Source organism: Dyella sp. PARNA 12/25 (genome assembly GCF_055702865.1).
Window position 1 is genome coordinate 216,110 of the sequence record NZ_JBVQCI010000002.1, and the last position, 16,622, is coordinate 232,731.

General features: G+C 60.6%; 10 protein-coding genes and 1 tRNA gene. 6 read left to right on the forward strand and 5 right to left on the reverse strand.

The window, feature by feature from the left end; genetic code table 11:
* Nucleotides 1-29 precede the first annotated feature (29 nt).
* A complete protein-coding gene (locus AC0GUR_RS05715) occupies nt 30-1,955 on the forward strand; it encodes an eCIS core domain-containing protein (protein WP_472876509.1) in 1,926 nt (641 codons plus the stop codon).
* Nucleotides 1,956-2,161: 206 nt separating this feature from the next.
* On the opposite strand, the gene AC0GUR_RS05720 is transcribed toward AC0GUR_RS05715, so the two are convergent.
* Together AC0GUR_RS05720 and AC0GUR_RS05725 are read right to left on the reverse strand one after the other, a co-directional pair.
* Nucleotides 2,162-3,010: a hypothetical protein gene (locus tag AC0GUR_RS05720; protein WP_472876510.1), complete on the reverse strand. Its 849-nt coding sequence runs from the start codon at nt 3,008-3,010 to the stop codon at nt 2,162-2,164.
* Nucleotides 3,011-3,276: 266 nt separating this feature from the next.
* Nucleotides 3,277-3,615: a hypothetical protein gene (locus AC0GUR_RS05725; protein ID WP_472876511.1), complete on the reverse strand. Its 339-nt coding sequence runs from the start codon at nt 3,613-3,615 to the stop codon at nt 3,277-3,279.
* Between the two features lie 1,153 nt (nt 3,616-4,768).
* Here AC0GUR_RS05725 and AC0GUR_RS05730 point away from each other — a divergent pair.
* A complete protein-coding gene (locus tag AC0GUR_RS05730; RefSeq protein ID WP_472876512.1) occupies nt 4,769-5,122 on the forward strand; it encodes an SLOG family protein in 354 nt (117 codons plus the stop codon).
* A gap of 276 nt (nt 5,123-5,398) precedes the next feature.
* Here the strand turns inward: AC0GUR_RS05730 and AC0GUR_RS05735 are convergent, their stop codons facing one another.
* Nucleotides 5,399-8,353: an autotransporter family protein gene (locus AC0GUR_RS05735; protein ID WP_472876513.1), complete on the reverse strand. Its 2,955-nt coding sequence runs from the start codon at nt 8,351-8,353 to the stop codon at nt 5,399-5,401.
* A 580-nt stretch (nt 8,354-8,933) separates the two neighbouring features.
* On the opposite strand from AC0GUR_RS05735, the gene AC0GUR_RS05740 reads away from it, so the two are divergent.
* Both AC0GUR_RS05740 and AC0GUR_RS05745 read left to right on the forward strand, forming a co-directional pair.
* Nucleotides 8,934-9,737: a Mut7-C RNAse domain-containing protein gene (locus AC0GUR_RS05740; protein WP_472876514.1), complete on the forward strand. Its 804-nt coding sequence runs from the start codon at nt 8,934-8,936 to the stop codon at nt 9,735-9,737.
* A gap of 355 nt (nt 9,738-10,092) precedes the next feature.
* Entirely contained in the window at nt 10,093-12,873 is a 2,781-nt protein-coding gene (locus tag AC0GUR_RS05745) for an autotransporter family protein (protein WP_472876515.1), read from the forward strand.
* Between the two features lie 35 nt (nt 12,874-12,908).
* On the opposite strand, the gene AC0GUR_RS05750 is transcribed toward AC0GUR_RS05745, so the two are convergent.
* On the reverse strand, nt 12,909-14,411 hold the full coding sequence (locus AC0GUR_RS05750; RefSeq protein WP_472876516.1) for a DcaP family trimeric outer membrane transporter: 1,503 nt from the start codon (nt 14,409-14,411) through the stop codon (nt 12,909-12,911).
* 750 nt (nt 14,412-15,161) lie between these two features.
* Between AC0GUR_RS05750 and AC0GUR_RS05755 the strand changes: the two genes are divergently transcribed.
* Nucleotides 15,162-15,803, forward strand: a complete 642-nt coding sequence (locus AC0GUR_RS05755; RefSeq protein ID WP_472876517.1) for a response regulator — start codon at nt 15,162-15,164, stop codon at nt 15,801-15,803.
* Nucleotides 15,804-16,060: 257 nt separating this feature from the next.
* Nucleotides 16,061-16,276 (forward strand): hypothetical protein, encoded by a 216-nt coding sequence (locus AC0GUR_RS05760; protein WP_472876518.1) that lies wholly within the window; start codon nt 16,061-16,063, stop codon nt 16,274-16,276.
* A gap of 244 nt (nt 16,277-16,520) precedes the next feature.
* Here AC0GUR_RS05760 and AC0GUR_RS05765 read toward each other — a convergent pair.
* Nucleotides 16,521-16,597 (reverse strand) — tRNA-Arg (locus tag AC0GUR_RS05765).
* Between the last annotated feature and the right edge of the window lie 25 nt (nt 16,598-16,622).

Here is a 16,622-nt window from a genome sequence, read left to right on the forward strand (position 1 = left end):
TTTGATCTCGGAAATCTGGAGGAACTGCCGTGTTTGCTCCGAAGGTTGACCCGATGAAAGCGCCCCTGCTGGTTTCGGCCCGCACCCCGTCAAAGCGCTCTTCCCTGCTGCCTGCACCCGCGCACTCGGTCATACCTCCATGCGCCGGCTTGGAAGCGTGGCGCGGAAGCAAGGATCGTGGTTTGCCGTATGCGGCCACCATGGGCTTCGACCTTGCAGAGATACCGATCCACTCGCCGGTCGCACCGGTGTGTTCCAGGAGCGCGGATATCCAGGCGAAACTCTCCATTAGCTCACCGGGTGACGCGGCGGAGCAGGAAGCCGATCAGATCGCCGATGAGGTCACGCGCATGCCGACACCCGGTGGTGCGCCTCCTGTTGGCGACTTCGCCCGCATCAACCACGCGCCAATCCAGCGCAATGCGACTGTTAGCTTTCCATCCCATGCCTCAATGAAGGAAGCAGATCACGTCGCCACCGAAACCGTGCGTCCAGCGGCATCCTTGCAGCGGTCCTCCATCTGCAGCACACCTGCGAGGACGGTGCGCTCTTCGGTCAATCGGGATACAACCACAGCAGTCGACGCAGCCCAGCGCGGCGGCACACCGATGCCCAAAGAACAGCTCTCCTATTTTCAGCCGCGCTTCGGCCACGACTTCAGCCAGGTCCGCATCCACACCGATAGCAGCGCCGCCGCCGGCGCACGTGCCATCCAGGCTCGTGCCTATACCGCAGGTCGTGACATCGTGTTCGGCGCGGGAGAGTACGCGCCGCACACCGCCGTCGGCCGCCATCTTCTTGCGCACGAGCTCACCCATGTCGTCCAGCAGCAGCGCGCTCCCGGACCGCCCAGCGTCCTCATGCGCGCACCCGACCCTACACCGACCTCGCTCGCCCAGTTCTCCGAAACCGAGCGGCAAAGTCTCAAGTTCGATACAGACGCCCTGAACAGTCCTCTGGTTCTGAATCAGTTCTTCGGGCTGAAGGGAACCGTCGTTGCCGCCACCAACCTCAACGCCGATATCGACATCGAAGTCCCGGCCATCGAAGCCCTCAAAGATGCCAAGGTCAAATCCGGTCTCTATAGCGGACTGCGCCAGGTCGCTCTGAGCGTCTTCGACCTCCTGCCTGGAAGCGACGGCAAAGCCCACTCCAAACGCCTGCATCTGGTTCACATCGAGAGCCTCGATCTCACCCGGTTCGGAGGCCCCAAGGGTAGCTTCCGATTCACATGTGTCGGCCGCGAAGCCGCCGGCAAGATCACAGCCAAGATCCTCGTCGAAGCCATCGGCTCCCCCGCCAAGGGAATGTCCGATCCCGGCGCGGTCAAGGACATAGAAAAGCGCAAAGTCGTGCCCTACCGGCTCAAGCGTGGCTCCTCCATTACCGACGACGCCCTCTGGGAAAGGATCGAGCGCTCACTCGGCACGGTCGACGAAGCGCTGATTATGCGCATCCGAGACGTTACCTTCGAGACCTCACCCAAGCAGTTCGGCCCCGACGGCGAAGCGGCCTCCTTCGACTTCAGCTTCAAGACATCCGACACCGGCCCGTGGAAGAAAAGCATCACCCTGTTCCAGAAGATCGTTACCGCCAAGGATGCCGATTTCGCCCGCCTCCTCGATCATGAATTAGGCCACGCCATCGACATCGCTCCGGCCGAGAAACCCGGTGGGCGGATCGCCAAGAAAGAGGCTCATAATCTCCCCAAATTCCTCGAAGCAGCGAAGAAAGACGGAGGCCGAGCCAAGGCCATCACCGACCAGGGCAAGACCAGCGACAAAGAGTTTTACGCCGAGAATCTCTCGCTCTTTATCCAGCAGCCGGAGACCTTCCAGGCGCTCCGCCCCAATCTCTACAACTACTTTGTCGCCTATGAATGGGAAGCTGTCCGCGATCCCAAGCTCAACGCCCCCAGCACCGTCTGGTCGACGGCTCCCAAAGCCAAGCCCTGAAAACGTCTTTCGGAGTGATCCCACATCTCGTCTTAGAGATGTGGGATCACTCCGAGAGACAGAGACTTGTGGGATCACAGAGATCAAAGGGGGCGGAGGTAGTTAAGCAACTTTAACTACCTCCGTCCCCTTTAGCTGAGAGAACCTCTGAAGAAATGGTGCGGAAGCAGTTGAACAAACTTAACTGCCTCCGCCCTTTTATCGCTCTACTTCACCTTGTCCACCAGCGCCTGCGCTTCGCGCACCAGCGCGGCGTAAACCGGCGTGCCCGGCAGATGCTTTGCGTAGCACTGATAGAAGTTGCGAGCTGCCGCATCTTCCAGGCCTTGCGCCTTATTGAACGTAGCTTCGTCCGCTGAGTGGGACGCGTGATACACCGCCCACACCGGTTCAGCCTTATCCATATCCTGTTTATACGACGCAGCACACTCGGGGATATCCGGCACCGCCACCGGCTCGTCGAAGATCACCACACGCTCACCGCGCATCACGGCGACCACCAGCCCATTCGGAGGATAAGGGGCGGTGACATCCTGCCCTGCAAAATACAGCAGCGCGCGCGCCCGACCCGACCCGTGCGGCGCACTGACGGGCAACTCGGCGTACCGGTAGTAGTGCGCGTCACTGGAAATGGCGAAGGTGTAGAAGTCCTCCGAAGTGAACGCCTCAGCCATATCATCGGCTGGTGATCGCGCAGGGTGCTTGAGGACTTCGGGATTGTCCGCCAGCCACCTCACCATCAACGGCACCGTCGACACGTACGCCTTCGACTTGCCGTTCAACGCATTCACCACGATGGCATCCAGCCTGCCGTAGCCCAGCTCCGGAAAGAGCGACTCGAGGTTGTACGTGCCGCTCGACGCGTACCCCTCTAATCGCACCGGCTCGATGACCGTCTTCAACATGCCCTGCAGCTGCAGCAGCACCTCGTTGTGCCGACGATCGATCGCTGGATTGGTTTCGGCTGTGGCCTTGAACTCGGCCACAGCCTTGTCACGCGCGGCGAGATACGCGGAGGCGTCCGCGCTGGATGCTTGCGCGGTGCTGACAGACAAAACGGCGAGCACTGCGAGTGCGAGATGAGTTGCGCACTTCCTTGTAATGCATGAGGAGAAAGGCACGCTGCATTCCTTTCAAAAGGATGAGGGTCGGAGTCCATTTCTTGAGACTCAGAAGAGGAGAAGCACGCTCCCCCCATTTTCTGGCGAAGTACCAGCATAGCCCCCCAAAGAAGAAGATGGAGGTAGTCAATCTTTGCCTGAACTCCGCCCAATAAAAAAGCCCGCTCGCGGCGGGCTTTTTTCGGTCTTGCCATCTGCACTCAGATGCAGCGCTGCACCGCCACCTTGAACTGATCCATGTCTACGAGCCCGGTGCGTTCGTAGACTTTGGCTTCGGTGCCGATGCCCAGTGGCTTGGCAACCATCAGCACGACCATGCCCTCGCTGACGTCCGGCAGATAGACGCTATAGCTGTCTGACTTTTGCGCATCCACGACGTGGGTGTTGATTTCGGTCCAGCGCGTTTGAACGCATTGCGCAAAGTCTTTGGGGGACTTGGCGGATGCCGTTGAGAGGACCGGTTGATTCTTCGTCAGCGGCTTGACGCCGCCACAGGCTGCAAGCATCGCAGCCGCTACCAAAACTACTACCCTACGCATCGTGCTCCCCCATTTTTGGCAGCTTCAATGTATCCCATGATTGCGCGGGTGCTTTCAAGCCAGTAGACGCCAAATGCATCACGGTTCGGGAGGTCGGCTTGCTTGGGAGCATGTGTGTGCGCATGGCAGGAGGCACTTGCCGGGTGGTGGCTCACCTACGTGCTGCCCACCGGGTATCGATTTGCATTGAACCGTGCGCTGCGACCAGGACGAGTCGGGCATGCCTCGCTGAGCCGCGAGAAGCCTCCGACGTTTATGTTGCGCCGGCACGGTTGGGACGCATCAAGTCACTGGATGCCAGCTTTCGCTGGCATGACGGGCTGAGCTTGCGCCAGGTCTGCGGGTGACGCCACGTGCTGGATCGCTGCTTGACCAGCCATGGGGCCGTTGAATGGCGATTCGCTGGCGTAACAGCCGCTTTGTCTGCCGCCCTGCGTCCATGCGCGTCGCTACGTCATCACTGACAACTACACCGGCTGCCATGCGTGCAAAAAGTATCGGCCATCGCTGACAGGCGATATCGCCGCTGTTTTGCTAACGTCGCGGTGTCACTCGCGGGGGCAGAGGTTGTGCTTGGGCGAGTGGCCATGACCCTCGTGTCATGAGGCGCGGGCCGAGAGTGTTCGAGCACTCCCGACCCGCTAACCAAAACCAACTTCAAAGGAGTTGATGATGGCTGTCCACGATCATACGACACGCGTCCGCCTGCCACCTGCCGATGGCAGAGGTGCTACGGCGCTCGCCGGCGGCTTGCCAGCCCACGGCCTGGCCCCCGTTCACCCTCCCATGCGTCACCCGATACCGCTGGCGTCCGCGGTAGCAACCACGTTGCCAACGCACCGTGACCGCTGGCGTCAGCGTCGGGCCACCGCGCGGGTACGGTGGGCCCAGCGGGCGGCGCAGCGGGCTTCCGGTGAGATGAAGGCCGGCTTTGAGGCAGCACGTTGCTGTCTTGAACACACGGCCCATGGGTCGCAACACCCACCCACCGTCGCCAGCTGACCGCGTTCGATGATCGCCCCCGTGGTGCATCGAAGCTAGGTTCGGTGCGCCATCCTTCGGCGTTCGTTGACCTTTAAATAGGGCATTCGCCTACACGATTCAGCGATCACGCCGAGTCGTCGCTTCACCGTGCCTGACAGGAAATTCAGCCGTGTCCAAGACCTATCCGATCGTGTTCGTCTGTGGCGCGAGCGACTACCACAACGCCCTCGTGATGGAGCGCGTGCTCGACACCCACGATATCGCGCTACTGATCATCGGCAACCGCTCAGGTGCCGACCGCCTGGCAAAACGCTGGGCCAAGCGAACCGGCACAAATGTCCAAATCGTGCCCGCTCTCCCGGAGTTTGGTGATGGCCCCGAGCGTTGGCGCGGGCTACTGGTTGCCTTGCTCCAATCGGATGTTGTGCTGGCCTTTGGTGGCGACGATATCTCCCGAAAGATGGTGGAATCAGCGCGCCGCTTCGACATCCACGTCGAGGTCATCGACGACACCGATGATTGACGCGCTTCACCAAGACGACGAGATTCAGCCGCATGCTGTTTTCTGACTTTGCAGGCTTTCGACTGACAACAGGCCTGCAGTGACGTGCAACGCAGCGACGCCCGCTTGATCAGGTTGCCGTGCAGAAGGTGACGTCGTCACAGTGCACCGTGTGAATTAGCGTGGCTCACAACACTCCGCAGAGCACAAAGCGCGTCATTCCGGCCGAGGTCGAAATGACGTTCTGTCGTTTTGTTAGCCGCGCTCAAGCACCGTGGCGCTCTTCGCTGTTGGCGCTCACCAGACCAAACGCACGCCAACATCTCCCCACACACCATTGCGGCGAGCCAAATCGGTGTTGTTGACCGCGAACTGATAGCCAATCTGGCCGTAGAAGCTGAAACCGGCATCCAGTTTTCCTGTGATGCCCGCTGCGACATCCATGCGCGTCGCTTGCTGATCCAGTTCTACGCCATCGCTACCAGCGAACGTGGTCATCGCTTGTCCGCCTGAATCACGCCACAGGTTGGCTCGCAGATAAGGTTGCCATACATCGCCATGGTCACCGGGAATGGTCCATTGGCCACGCACACCCAAGCGCGCGGAGACACCGGTTGTCCCTCCCAGAGAGACATCACCCAGCCCATCGTTGGCGGAGTCCAACATCACACGCTGCCAAACCACCTGGGCCTGGGGTTCGAGGATGAAATTGGGGCCGAACTGAAGCGCGAATGGATAGCCGGCTTCCAGCGACGCCGCATAACCGGAACCCGAGACGGGCAAACGCGTATTGATCGTTGTCGAGTGGCCGCTGTAGTGCGTGCCCTGGAAGATGGCGTCGAGATACCAGCCGGTGGGGCCATAGTGCGTCCAGTACGCGCCGCCGGTGTAAGCGTCGAGGCCGAGCGTGCCCGTTTTGACATTTTCATAGCCATTCGCCGCTGCGTTGGTGACAAGGCCATTCACATCCACCGAGCTATGGCTGAAGGCAAAGTAGACACCCACCGCATCGGTGTGATCTGGCGCGGTGCTGCCACGCCAGATATCGAGGCCGGTTTGAAAACCGATCAGGTCGCCGCCGGCCTTGGGCTCAGCAAATGCACGATAGGTGTTGTCGATTTGCTGCCCGAACACGCGCGCCCACGCAGAGGGCGCCCAGCCTTCCACATCCGTCCCGACATTGGCCTTGGTGAGTGTGTCGCCAATGCGCTCGTGCAAGGTGCCCAGCATGGTGAGCCCCATTTGGCGGGCAATGGGCTGCACTACACCGTAGGTGGCCAGCTCCGGACCAATAATCGGGTACACGCCCGGCGGAAGCGGGGCGGGTGGCGGTGGCTCGTCGGGCACCGGCGGTTCTTCCTCTACTTCCAACGGTGGGATTTCGGGCTCGGGTGGCGCCGGAGGCACTGGAGGCACTGGAGGCACAATGATGGTCGAGCGCAAAAACCAGTCGTTGGCGGCGCTGCCATCCGGCCCGCCCTGCAGCAGGCGATACTCGAATGCACCAGCGCGCAGCTCACCCGTGAGCGCGAACGCGCCCGCGTTGGTGGTGGCGCCGTTGAGGGTTTGCACGACGAGAATGCCGTTGGCCATGGTTTCATCGCCAGGGCCGCCGGCGTTGGTAATGGCGAGTCCGGTCGTGCCTGTTCCGGAGCCCCCGTTGATGACCAGGCGATCCGATGGTGAAAAATCATCCGCGAGGTAAGTGTTGAGGGCGATCGTTCCGCCAAGGCCTACGTAACTGTTCGTTGTCAGCAACGTACCCGGGTCGCCGGATAAACGTATCAACCCTGCGTTGGTAACGGTGCGGACGGTCTGATCGAAACCATGCAGATTCATGATGCCCGCTGCTTGAACGTGGTAGTCCGAGTTGGGGCTGAATACATTCGCCAATGCAGCCGCGAGGGTACCGCCGTGCACCGTCGTCGGGCCCGCATACGTGCTTGCACCACTCATGACCGTCACGCCGTTATAGACGTCGACAGCACCGGTGCCGGTGATGACAGCGGGGAATAGGTAGTTGCCGCTGGTGTCGCTGTGATTGAACACGATGTTGCCGGTGCCGCTACCAAAGGCGATGCTGCTGGTGTGGATGACACCCGGCGCGGCGGCCGCTGCGGTGGCGCCTGCGCCAATGTTCAATGTTCCCGTAGAACCCGCGGCCTGCGCGATCAACATGGATGCCGCGGTGACTTGACCGCTATTGGTGACTGTCAGCGTGCCCTGTCCGTCACCACCCACCATCAGATTCCCGGCAACGTTCCAGCCTGAGCCGGGGTCCGTCACCGTAACGGCACCGACGCTGCCAGGCGTGCCGCCGATAAAACTGTCATTGACAAAAAGTGGATCCGCATGGGTGCCGACACCCGAGTTCACGATGCCGCCGCTGGAGATGGTCATTGTGCTATTGCCGGCAAAGAGGCTCGTGGCATCCAGGCCGAAGTTGTTGAGGTAGTAGGCAAGCAACGCAGGGTTCGTACCACCCACAACAAGCGGGTTATTGCTGGTCAGCTCGGAACCAGCCCCAGTCACAGCCACGATACCCACCGCTCCCGTCGACGTGCCGATGCTATCAACGGGAGTGACCACCCCACCGATCAGCGCAGGCGAATTGACGCCAGAAAATACCTTGGCGCCGTTGGCGACCGTCATGGTGCCTTGCCCGGCATCACCCTCGAACATGGTCTGACCAATCGTCAACGTGGTTCCCGGGTCGGTCACCGTCACCGTACCAACGCTGCCTGCACCACCGGCGACATCGAGTGTAATTCCCGTCGAGACTTGGGCGCCCTGGGAGACGGTCATCGTGCCGTTATCGCCAGCGAACAGCGCCACATAAATATAAGTGGCCACCGTAGCGCGGGTTCCACTGCCGGTCGCAATAAAGGTGGACGTCGTGGGAAAGTTTTGCCCATAGCTCACGGCAAGATAGCCGCCACCGGAATTGGTCGTGACATCGAGCGTGCCGCCATTCCGGACGGTCAATGAACCCGTGGTGGAAGCGCTGGTACCGTCAGCGATACGAATGATGCGCGATGTCGCGGCACCACCATTGATAACGGTTGGATTGGGGCTAACGGTATTGAGCCAGGTGGTGTTGGTGGTCAAGTCGGGTACGACGCCGTTACTCCAGTTGCCCGGATCAAACCAATTGGTGGAATTGGCTCCGGTCCAGAAGTTATTTGTCGTCAATTGCGCCTGCGCGGGGATACTGCCCAGCGATGCAAGACCGAAAAGAACGGTCTTGACCAATAGTGTTCGGTGCAGAGGAGAGCGCGAAGGTTGCCGATTCAGCAAACAAAGGTCATGAGGTATTCGCTTCATTGCCGTTCACTCCACACCAGGAGGAATCTAAAGCGCCGGCATGTACGCCCCATCAAAGAATCCGTCGAATAAAACCAGACGGGAACGCTATTCCAAGGCGACCTGCCCCGATCTCAAGCGCATCCGCAACTCGCAACACCAGAACTAAATCAATGAGCAGGCTCCCGCAGCGAGAGCGCTTGCTTTCATGACGCCACCCGCCCGTTCAAGGACATGAACGCACCGCGTCATATCGACGGCGTCTTCCAGGGGAGGGCTCGATGCGTGGGAGTGACTCGGGCCACCAGCCCAGTGCGCCTGCCGAATAACGACGCATCAATGAAAATCCCACGCGTTAAGTGATGATTCTGTGAGGTTTTCCGGTAACCACGAATACGGACAGAAGGGCTTCAGCTGCACGGCCAATCGACAACAGACGTGAGAAAATACACAACGTGCGGCCTAGCCTTATCCACCTCTGCTCGACCGCCTTCGAGGCCTTAGCTGGCATTGAGCTACCCATTCATTCATGGACGCCAGATCCACCAGGGCAACACTCACCAAGCCAGCAGGTGTGGCGGCATCACCCCTGCATTTGGCTCAGTTTCGCTTCTACGAGGAACTGAACGACTTTCTGCCGCTGAGGCGGCGAAAGCAGTCTTTTACGCATGCCTTCCACGGAAAACCTACGGTAAAAGACACCATCGAAGCGTTGGGTGTACCCCATACCGAGGTCGACCTGATTCTGGTCAATGGCAGGTCTGTGCGCTTTACGTTTCACCTGCGCGGTGATGAGCGCGTGGCGGTGTACCCGATGTTCGAGCGCCTCGATATTCGCCCTGTGTATCGTTTACGTCCACGGCCCTTGCGCCGAACGCGCTTTGTCGCTGACGTTCACCTTGGCACCCTTGCACGACGCTTACGCCTGCTAGGCTTTGACACGATTTACGATCCGGCTTTCGATGATGTCCAGCTTGCGGCGGTGTCGGCCCGCGAGCGTCGCGTGCTTCTTACGCGCGACATCGGCTTGCTAAAGCGCAGCGTCGTGACGCATGGACATTGGGTACGCCACACGGAGCCACTGGAACAGCTGCAGGAAATCGTCGAAGCCTTTTCCCTTCAGAAGGACCTGCAGCCATTTACCCGCTGCATGATCTGCAACGGCAAGCTGCGATCGGTCGAGCGCCATGCCATCTTCGGCATGGTTCCGCCACGCGTCTACGCACAATGCCGCCGGTTCACGCAATGTGCTCAATGCAAACGCCTCTATTGGCGTGGAACCCACTACAAGCACCTCAGCGTGCTCGCTCTCGCGTCGCGGCGGCCGAACTAGCGAATCAATGCCGCATGAATCCGTTACGGGGAACGATTCTTGATCGGCATCGTCACCCAGCACATTCACACGACGTATACCTGGCCCGTCGCAAAAAGCCGAAAACATTGCAGCGTCGATCAGCGATCAGCGCCAGCTGTCGGAGACTCGAAGAGGTTGCCCTGAGCTTGCGCGCCAAGCCGCGCCACTGTCGGGAGAGAGCATGTTTCGTCGTCACCATGAGCGCAGAAACGCGCATCGTATGAAGATCTGGCGCGCGCCATGGGGCGCCCCTTCACTGCTTTGCTTTTGCCTTGCACCGCTAGGAGTGATCCATGCGACGTGCACGGCCACAGCGCCAACAACGGGCGCTACGGTGACCTGCAGTGGTAGCGGTGTCACACCAGTCATTGCCGCGACGGGCAGCGGCAATGTTGCGATCAATATTCTCGCTGGTGTCAATTTCACCAACACGCGCAGCGTGAGCCCGGTTTCTTTCAGCATCGATCATTCGAGTCAGATCGCCAACCAAGGTGCGCTGACGTTGACAGGTGGTGGTGGCACCGGCACCAACCGAGGTGCTGAACTATTGGCCGTGGCCGATGGCAATACGCTGACCAACGCTAATGGCGCCAGCATAACTACCAGTGGCGCCTACAACGACGGCATGGCGGCGAGCGGCAACGGCAACACGCTGATCAACAACGGCAGCATCAGCACGTCAGGCCCCAACGCCTACGCGATGACAGCGGCGTGGGGACAGACGCAAACCGGCCAGGCCAACAACTCACTCGCCAACAACGGGTCGGTGACTACGAGCGGCAGCAATGCACGCGCCCTTTCCATCCTGGGTCAAAACGGCACGATCACCAATGTTGGGTCGGTGCTCACCACGGGCACCAGCAGTAATGGCGTCTATATGCAGGGCAATAAAGATACCCTGGTCAACAGCGGAACGATCCAGGTGCAGGGCGGCGGCGCGGACGCGGTGTTTTCCAATACCGTGTCTGCCAATTTCACTGCGAATATCCAGAACTTGCCGGGTGGTCGGATCATCAGCCAGCAAGGCGCGGCTGTTCGCTCGCTCAACGGCGCCACGACGGTGACCAATGCCGGTCTTCTGCAAGGTGGCAGCGGCACCGCCGTGCAGATGGGCACGGGTGCGAATGTGCTTATCTTGCAGACGGGCTCCGTGATTCTTGGCGCGGCCGATGGTGGCAGCGGCACCAACAAGAACACACTGATACTGCAAGGCAGTGGCAGCGCCACCAATGCATTCACGCATTTCAACACGCTGCAGGCGCTTGGTACCAACTGGAGCTGGAGTGGCAGCGGCGCTTTCGATTCCGCGTTGATTCAAGGAGGCGCATTTCACCTTACCGGCACCGTAAGTGGCACAGGTGTTGCCCCAGGCTCGCTCACCTTTGATCACGCCACGGCCACCGGCGTCAGCGGCTTCAGCAACTGGAACAGCGTGAACGTAACCAACGGTACGCAACTAGCCATGGACGGAACACTCACCATGGGCACTGTCACCACCGGCACTGGCACGGTCACGATTGACGCCAGCAGCACGCTGCTCGCGGGCAATGGCGCCAACGGCAGTATTGCGCCGCTCACCGCCGGTCAGCTGGTGCAGGTGAACAATGCAGGCACGATCGACCTCACCAACGGCGATCCACCGGCGGCGAACACGTTCACCATCATCGGCAACTACGTGGGACAACAAGCCAATGTTGTTATGGATACCATGCTGGGTGCAGACAGCTCGCCATCCGACAAGCTGGTGATCAGTGGAGGCAATGCCAGTGGGTCAACTCTGCTGCGCGTCACCAATCTGGGTGGCGCTGGCGCATTGACGGTGCAGAACGGCATTCTGCTGGTCCAGGCCACACAGGGTGCCACCGTGGCACGCACGGCGTTCTCGCTGAACGGTGGAAAGCTGCAGGCCGGCGCGTATACCTATCTGCTGTTTGAAGGTGGTGTGACGCCGGGCACCTCGCAGAACTGGTATTTGCGCTCATCACTGCCGCCATCACCGCCGATAGCCTCGGTGCCGCCACCAGGTACTCCGACACCGCCCATCGGTCCACTGCCACCCACCGGTCCGGGTGGCGAAAGCCCGATTACCGAACCCACTCCGGGCGAAGGCTCTCCACTACTGCCGCCCCCGCCTGCGCCAGGTGATCCGCCGACGCCGCTTTATCGCCCCGAAGTTGCGCTGGACTCGGCCATTCCTGCGGTCAACGTGCAAGTTGGCTTGCTGCAATTGGGCACCTACGACCAGCGTCAGGGCGGACAGTTGCTTGCCACTGGCAATGGGTGGCTACCCGGCGGCTGGGTGCGCGTGCTCGGCTATCGCGACAATCAGCAACAAGGCGGCATGGGCGCGCAACCGCGATTCGACGGGCATATGGACGGTGTGCAGGCCGGCCATGACATCTACGCCCACGAAACTGACCGTGGACAGCGCGATCGCGTCGGCATGTTCATCGGCTATCTGCACACGAATGGCGACGTGAATGGCAGCGTCGTTGGCTTTCCGGATGCGCATGCCGGCACGCTACGTGGAGATGCTGACAGTGTGGGCGCGTATTGGACGCACTTGTTTCCCAACAACGCGTATGTCGATGCCGTGCTGCTCGGCACGTGGTCGCATACCGAGGTCAACTCCATCCAGGGCTTCAATAACCGTACACGTGGCACCACGGTGGCCGCCTCGCTGGAAACCGGCCTGCCGCTGCGATTGTCTGACAACCTTACGCTGGAACCCCAGGCGCAGGTGATCATGCAGCATCTGGACAACGATGCGTTTACCGATCCCATTTCCACTGTCGCGTTTGAGCCGACCAATGCCGTTACCGGACGGATCGGCGCACGCCTGGTAGGCGACTTTCGCCCGTCGCAGCAAATCTGGCAGCCGTATCTGAAGCTGGATCTATGGCGGACTTTCCATCGCGTCTATAACACCGTGTTTGGCGGCATCGACGGCATCCCCACCAACCTGGCCAGCACGGCACTGGAAGCCGGCGCCGGTGTCACCGCGCAGCTTTCGAACCACATTGGCCTGTATGGCGAAGCCAGCTACCTTCGCAACACCGATGCATGGCATCGACGCGGAACAGAAGGTGACATCGGGTTGCGCGTCCGCTGGTGAGGTGATGTCACGTCACGTCACGTGGCATCAAAGCATCACGGGTTGAGGTCGTAGCGCAGCGAAGTCTGCACACGCTGCCCCTCCCCTCGCGAGTTGGCAAGGTCGATGTTTTGGCCCCACAGGTACTCGATGCCAAGCATGGTGCGCTGGGTGAATTGCCAGGCGAGATTGAGCGATGCGAACTTGGTGCTCTTTGGCAAGGTGTTCTCGATCAGCATGTTCGAGCTGGGACTGACACGCAGATAGCCATAGGCCAGGCTGGAACTGAGATTGTCTGTCCACCCATGGGTATAGCCGGCACCATAACCGCGCGCCTTGATGGCCTTCAAATCGCCGTTGGTAGTGAAGGCGGCGTCCAGCCCGAGGCCGGAAATATCCTGCAGGAAGTTGGCGTAGCCCTTGCCGTAGCTGCCCCATGCTTGCACGCTGTCACGTTCGAACACTTTGCTGGCGCCGGTAAGCTGCGTGGCATAGGCACTGGCATGCTTGGCGGTACCGGTGGTGCTGTTTTGCACGCCAAGGTCACGCAACAGGTTGGCCCACTGCACATGCCAGTTGGGCGCCTCCCAGCGTAGGCCCAGCGTAAAGTCGGCACGCCGTGAGTAAGGTGCGTAGCCTTGGGCCACCGCGATATCCGCGTTGGGCTTCTCGATGGACATGGGCAAGGTGAGCGCCCCGGCCGACGACTTGTAGAGATAAGGCGAGAAGCGCAGCTGCGGCCCATATTTGAAGGTGAAGGAGTTGGGGCCTTCGTAATCCAGCGTATTGGGAAACACCGAGATGTCGGTGAAGGCAGAGATGTTGTAGCCCGCGAGCAGCGTGAAGCGCTCGTTGTCCAGCTCGCCGTAGAAGAATTGCATGTTGTACGGCATGTCGCCGCTGCCGCTGCCGAAGAAGTTGTTCTTGTAGACCACCTTGACCGTGCCGTAGTCCGACTCACGCCGGAAGTCCATGCGCAAGAGGCTTTGCCTGGCACTCAAGTTGGTGCGCCAACCGGAGTCATAGAAGGGTTGCCCCTGTACAGGAATGGAGGAAGGCACGAACAGATCGCGCGAGCCCATGTACTTGTTGTCGATCATGGTGTCGAGTTGCGCTACCAGATCGATCTTGAGCAGGCTTCCCGTATCGCCCAAGCGCACATAACCTTCGGGCATGGGTTCCGACACACCCGCAGGAGCAGACGGTGGGCGGTATCCCGTCGAGACAGCCGTGGTCGGTGCGGTGGCGGGCGTCACCAGTGGCGTGGGGGCGGTTGGTGGCACTGCCGGCGTAGCTGCAGCTGTTGATGCCGCCTTCTCCTTCGAGGCTTCCTTTGCCTCCAGCTCATCCAGGCGCTGCTGCATCTTGCGCATGACGTCTTGCTGCGCCTGCATCTGCTGGCGCATCTGGGAAATCTCGGCTTTCAGTTCGGCCGACGAGTCGTTCGACTGGGCAAGTGCCGGCTGCGCAAGCGCGATGGCGAAACACCCCAACCAGGCCGAGCGGCAACTCCGCTTCAGATAAGCCATCGACACCTGGCGATTAAGCGGCAACCGCATGCAACACTCCTGTTCGGACACCTTCCATCGCCAACGGTTGCGGGCACGCCTCGCTACCCGATCTCTCGCAAGCTGGGCTGGCGAGGCATCCGCTTCATGCGGCCTGAACCGGCGACCACAGGCATGGCGCCCGGAAACCCATACGCTGGAGGCGTGAGCCGTGCTCGCGCCCACCCCCTCTTTCGATCGATTAGAGCCGAGAATTTGTCGAAAGCCCGTGAATCATGAAGGTTTGGGACACATGGCTGTGTGACTACTTGCCACGTGTCGTGCGCATGCCTGATATGGCACGCGAGAAACGTGCGCCCTGCTGAAATCTACGCTGCTAAGGCGTCATGTCGACATCGGGTTGACTGGTACTCAGCTGCACCACGCGGAGCATGCCCGTCGCACCGGTATGACTGAATAAGTGTGTACGCATTGGCCGCACGTCGTGCCAGTAAACGCCTGCCATCTTGAAGGGCAACACCTAAGCATGGACGCCCCTCGCCGACCGGGATGGCAGTATCGAACCAGGCCTCACACAGCCCGCGCGATACATCGAAGTCACAGTAAAAACACTGTAGCCCGCGTTGATTCCACAGTAGATGTGAAGGGGCGTTCCGGGCACGGTCTTGACGCGGCATCCACACCCTGCGCCATCAAATCTGACATCAACGGTCGGGGTGACGGATAGGACCATGCTCCAGACGCCTGCCGCACCCAGTCGAGTACGCTTAGGCCCACACTAGCAACAGGAATAAGCACACAGTGACCCTGCGCATCATTCTGGCCGATGACCACCCCATCGTTCGCAGCGGGGTGCGAGCATTGCTGGAGAACAGCGCCGGGGTCACCGTGGCGGCGGACGTAGGCTCGCCAACGGAGCTGGTGGATGCCATCGAAAAGACCGAATGCGATCTTGTGCTGACCGACTTCAGCATGCCGGGCGGACACATGGCGGACGGCCTGCACATGATCGGCATGATCCGCCGACACTGGCCCAAGCTGCCGGTCATCGTACTGACGATGGTGAACAACGGCGGCGTGCTCAATGCCATTCTCGCCACAGGTGTGCGCGGGTTGCTCAGCAAGTCGGATGCGCTGACCGAACTCCCTCTTGCCGTTCAGGCGGTATCGCATGGACGCGAATACCTCAGCACGAGCATCAAAGACATCTTGAATACCACGCACACCGAAGGCGGCTTGCCGACGCAACCGGTGCTGTCAAAGCGCGAAACGGAAGTGCTACGCCTGTTCGCGTCGGGCCTGACGGTATCCGAGATCGCTGCGCAGCTCAATCGCAGCGTCAAGACCATCAGCCGCCAGAAGATGGACGCGATGACCAAGCTGGGACTGAAGAGCGACCTGGAAATTTATACCTACGCGCGCGAGAAAGGGATGCTCGCCTGATCCCCACCACGGCTGCCACGGCACGCGAAGCACGTCAGTGCGCACCGCTCTCAAAAACGTAACGCGCCGCACACTTCCCCGCCCCACCTCTCCCCCGTCAATGTGCACGGGCTTGCGATGGCACGCTCCTTGATTGCCATACGGTGAGCAACGCCACATTCAACGATACGAGGCGCCAACCCTGGCCGTTACCCGGCCTTCCAGGCGCCCACACCACATCCGTCACTGTTTTGCAGGGCGCACAGGGGCGCCCACTCATGAACACGACATTCAACGTCGTCGACGAAACCGATCACCCACTATGGGTACAGTGCGAAATCAATGAGCTGGCCGGCAGGGTAAGTTGGCACGCGTCGATCTACGATGCCTCGTCGCTGCAGGCCGTGCTCGACGGTGAGGCCGTCGATCAGGATGCCGTCGCTGGCCATGTGCAAGCCGAAGTCCTCGACCGGGGCATTTTCGCCACAAGCTGACACGCTACGTCAGCGGCGTGACGAAGAGCGCCACTTGCGGCAGGGGCAGCGACCCTTCGATACGTCAGCCGTGGCCGCCCCAGCTCAGCCCCCTCCACGCTCACGCATCGCGCGCAATGGCGACAACTGTCGGTCATGTCGACATCACTGCGCCGACGTCCAGGCGAACACTGGCCATTCAGAGGCGCCCCATCCGCCCCAGCGATCGGACGGCGCCAAGGCTCACGGCCTCGCGAATGGAAAATGGTGCCCCCGATACGATTCGAACGTACGACCTTCCCCTTAGGAGGGGGACGCTCTATCCAACTGAGCTACGGGGGCAACGGCGGAATTCTGGCATGGATCG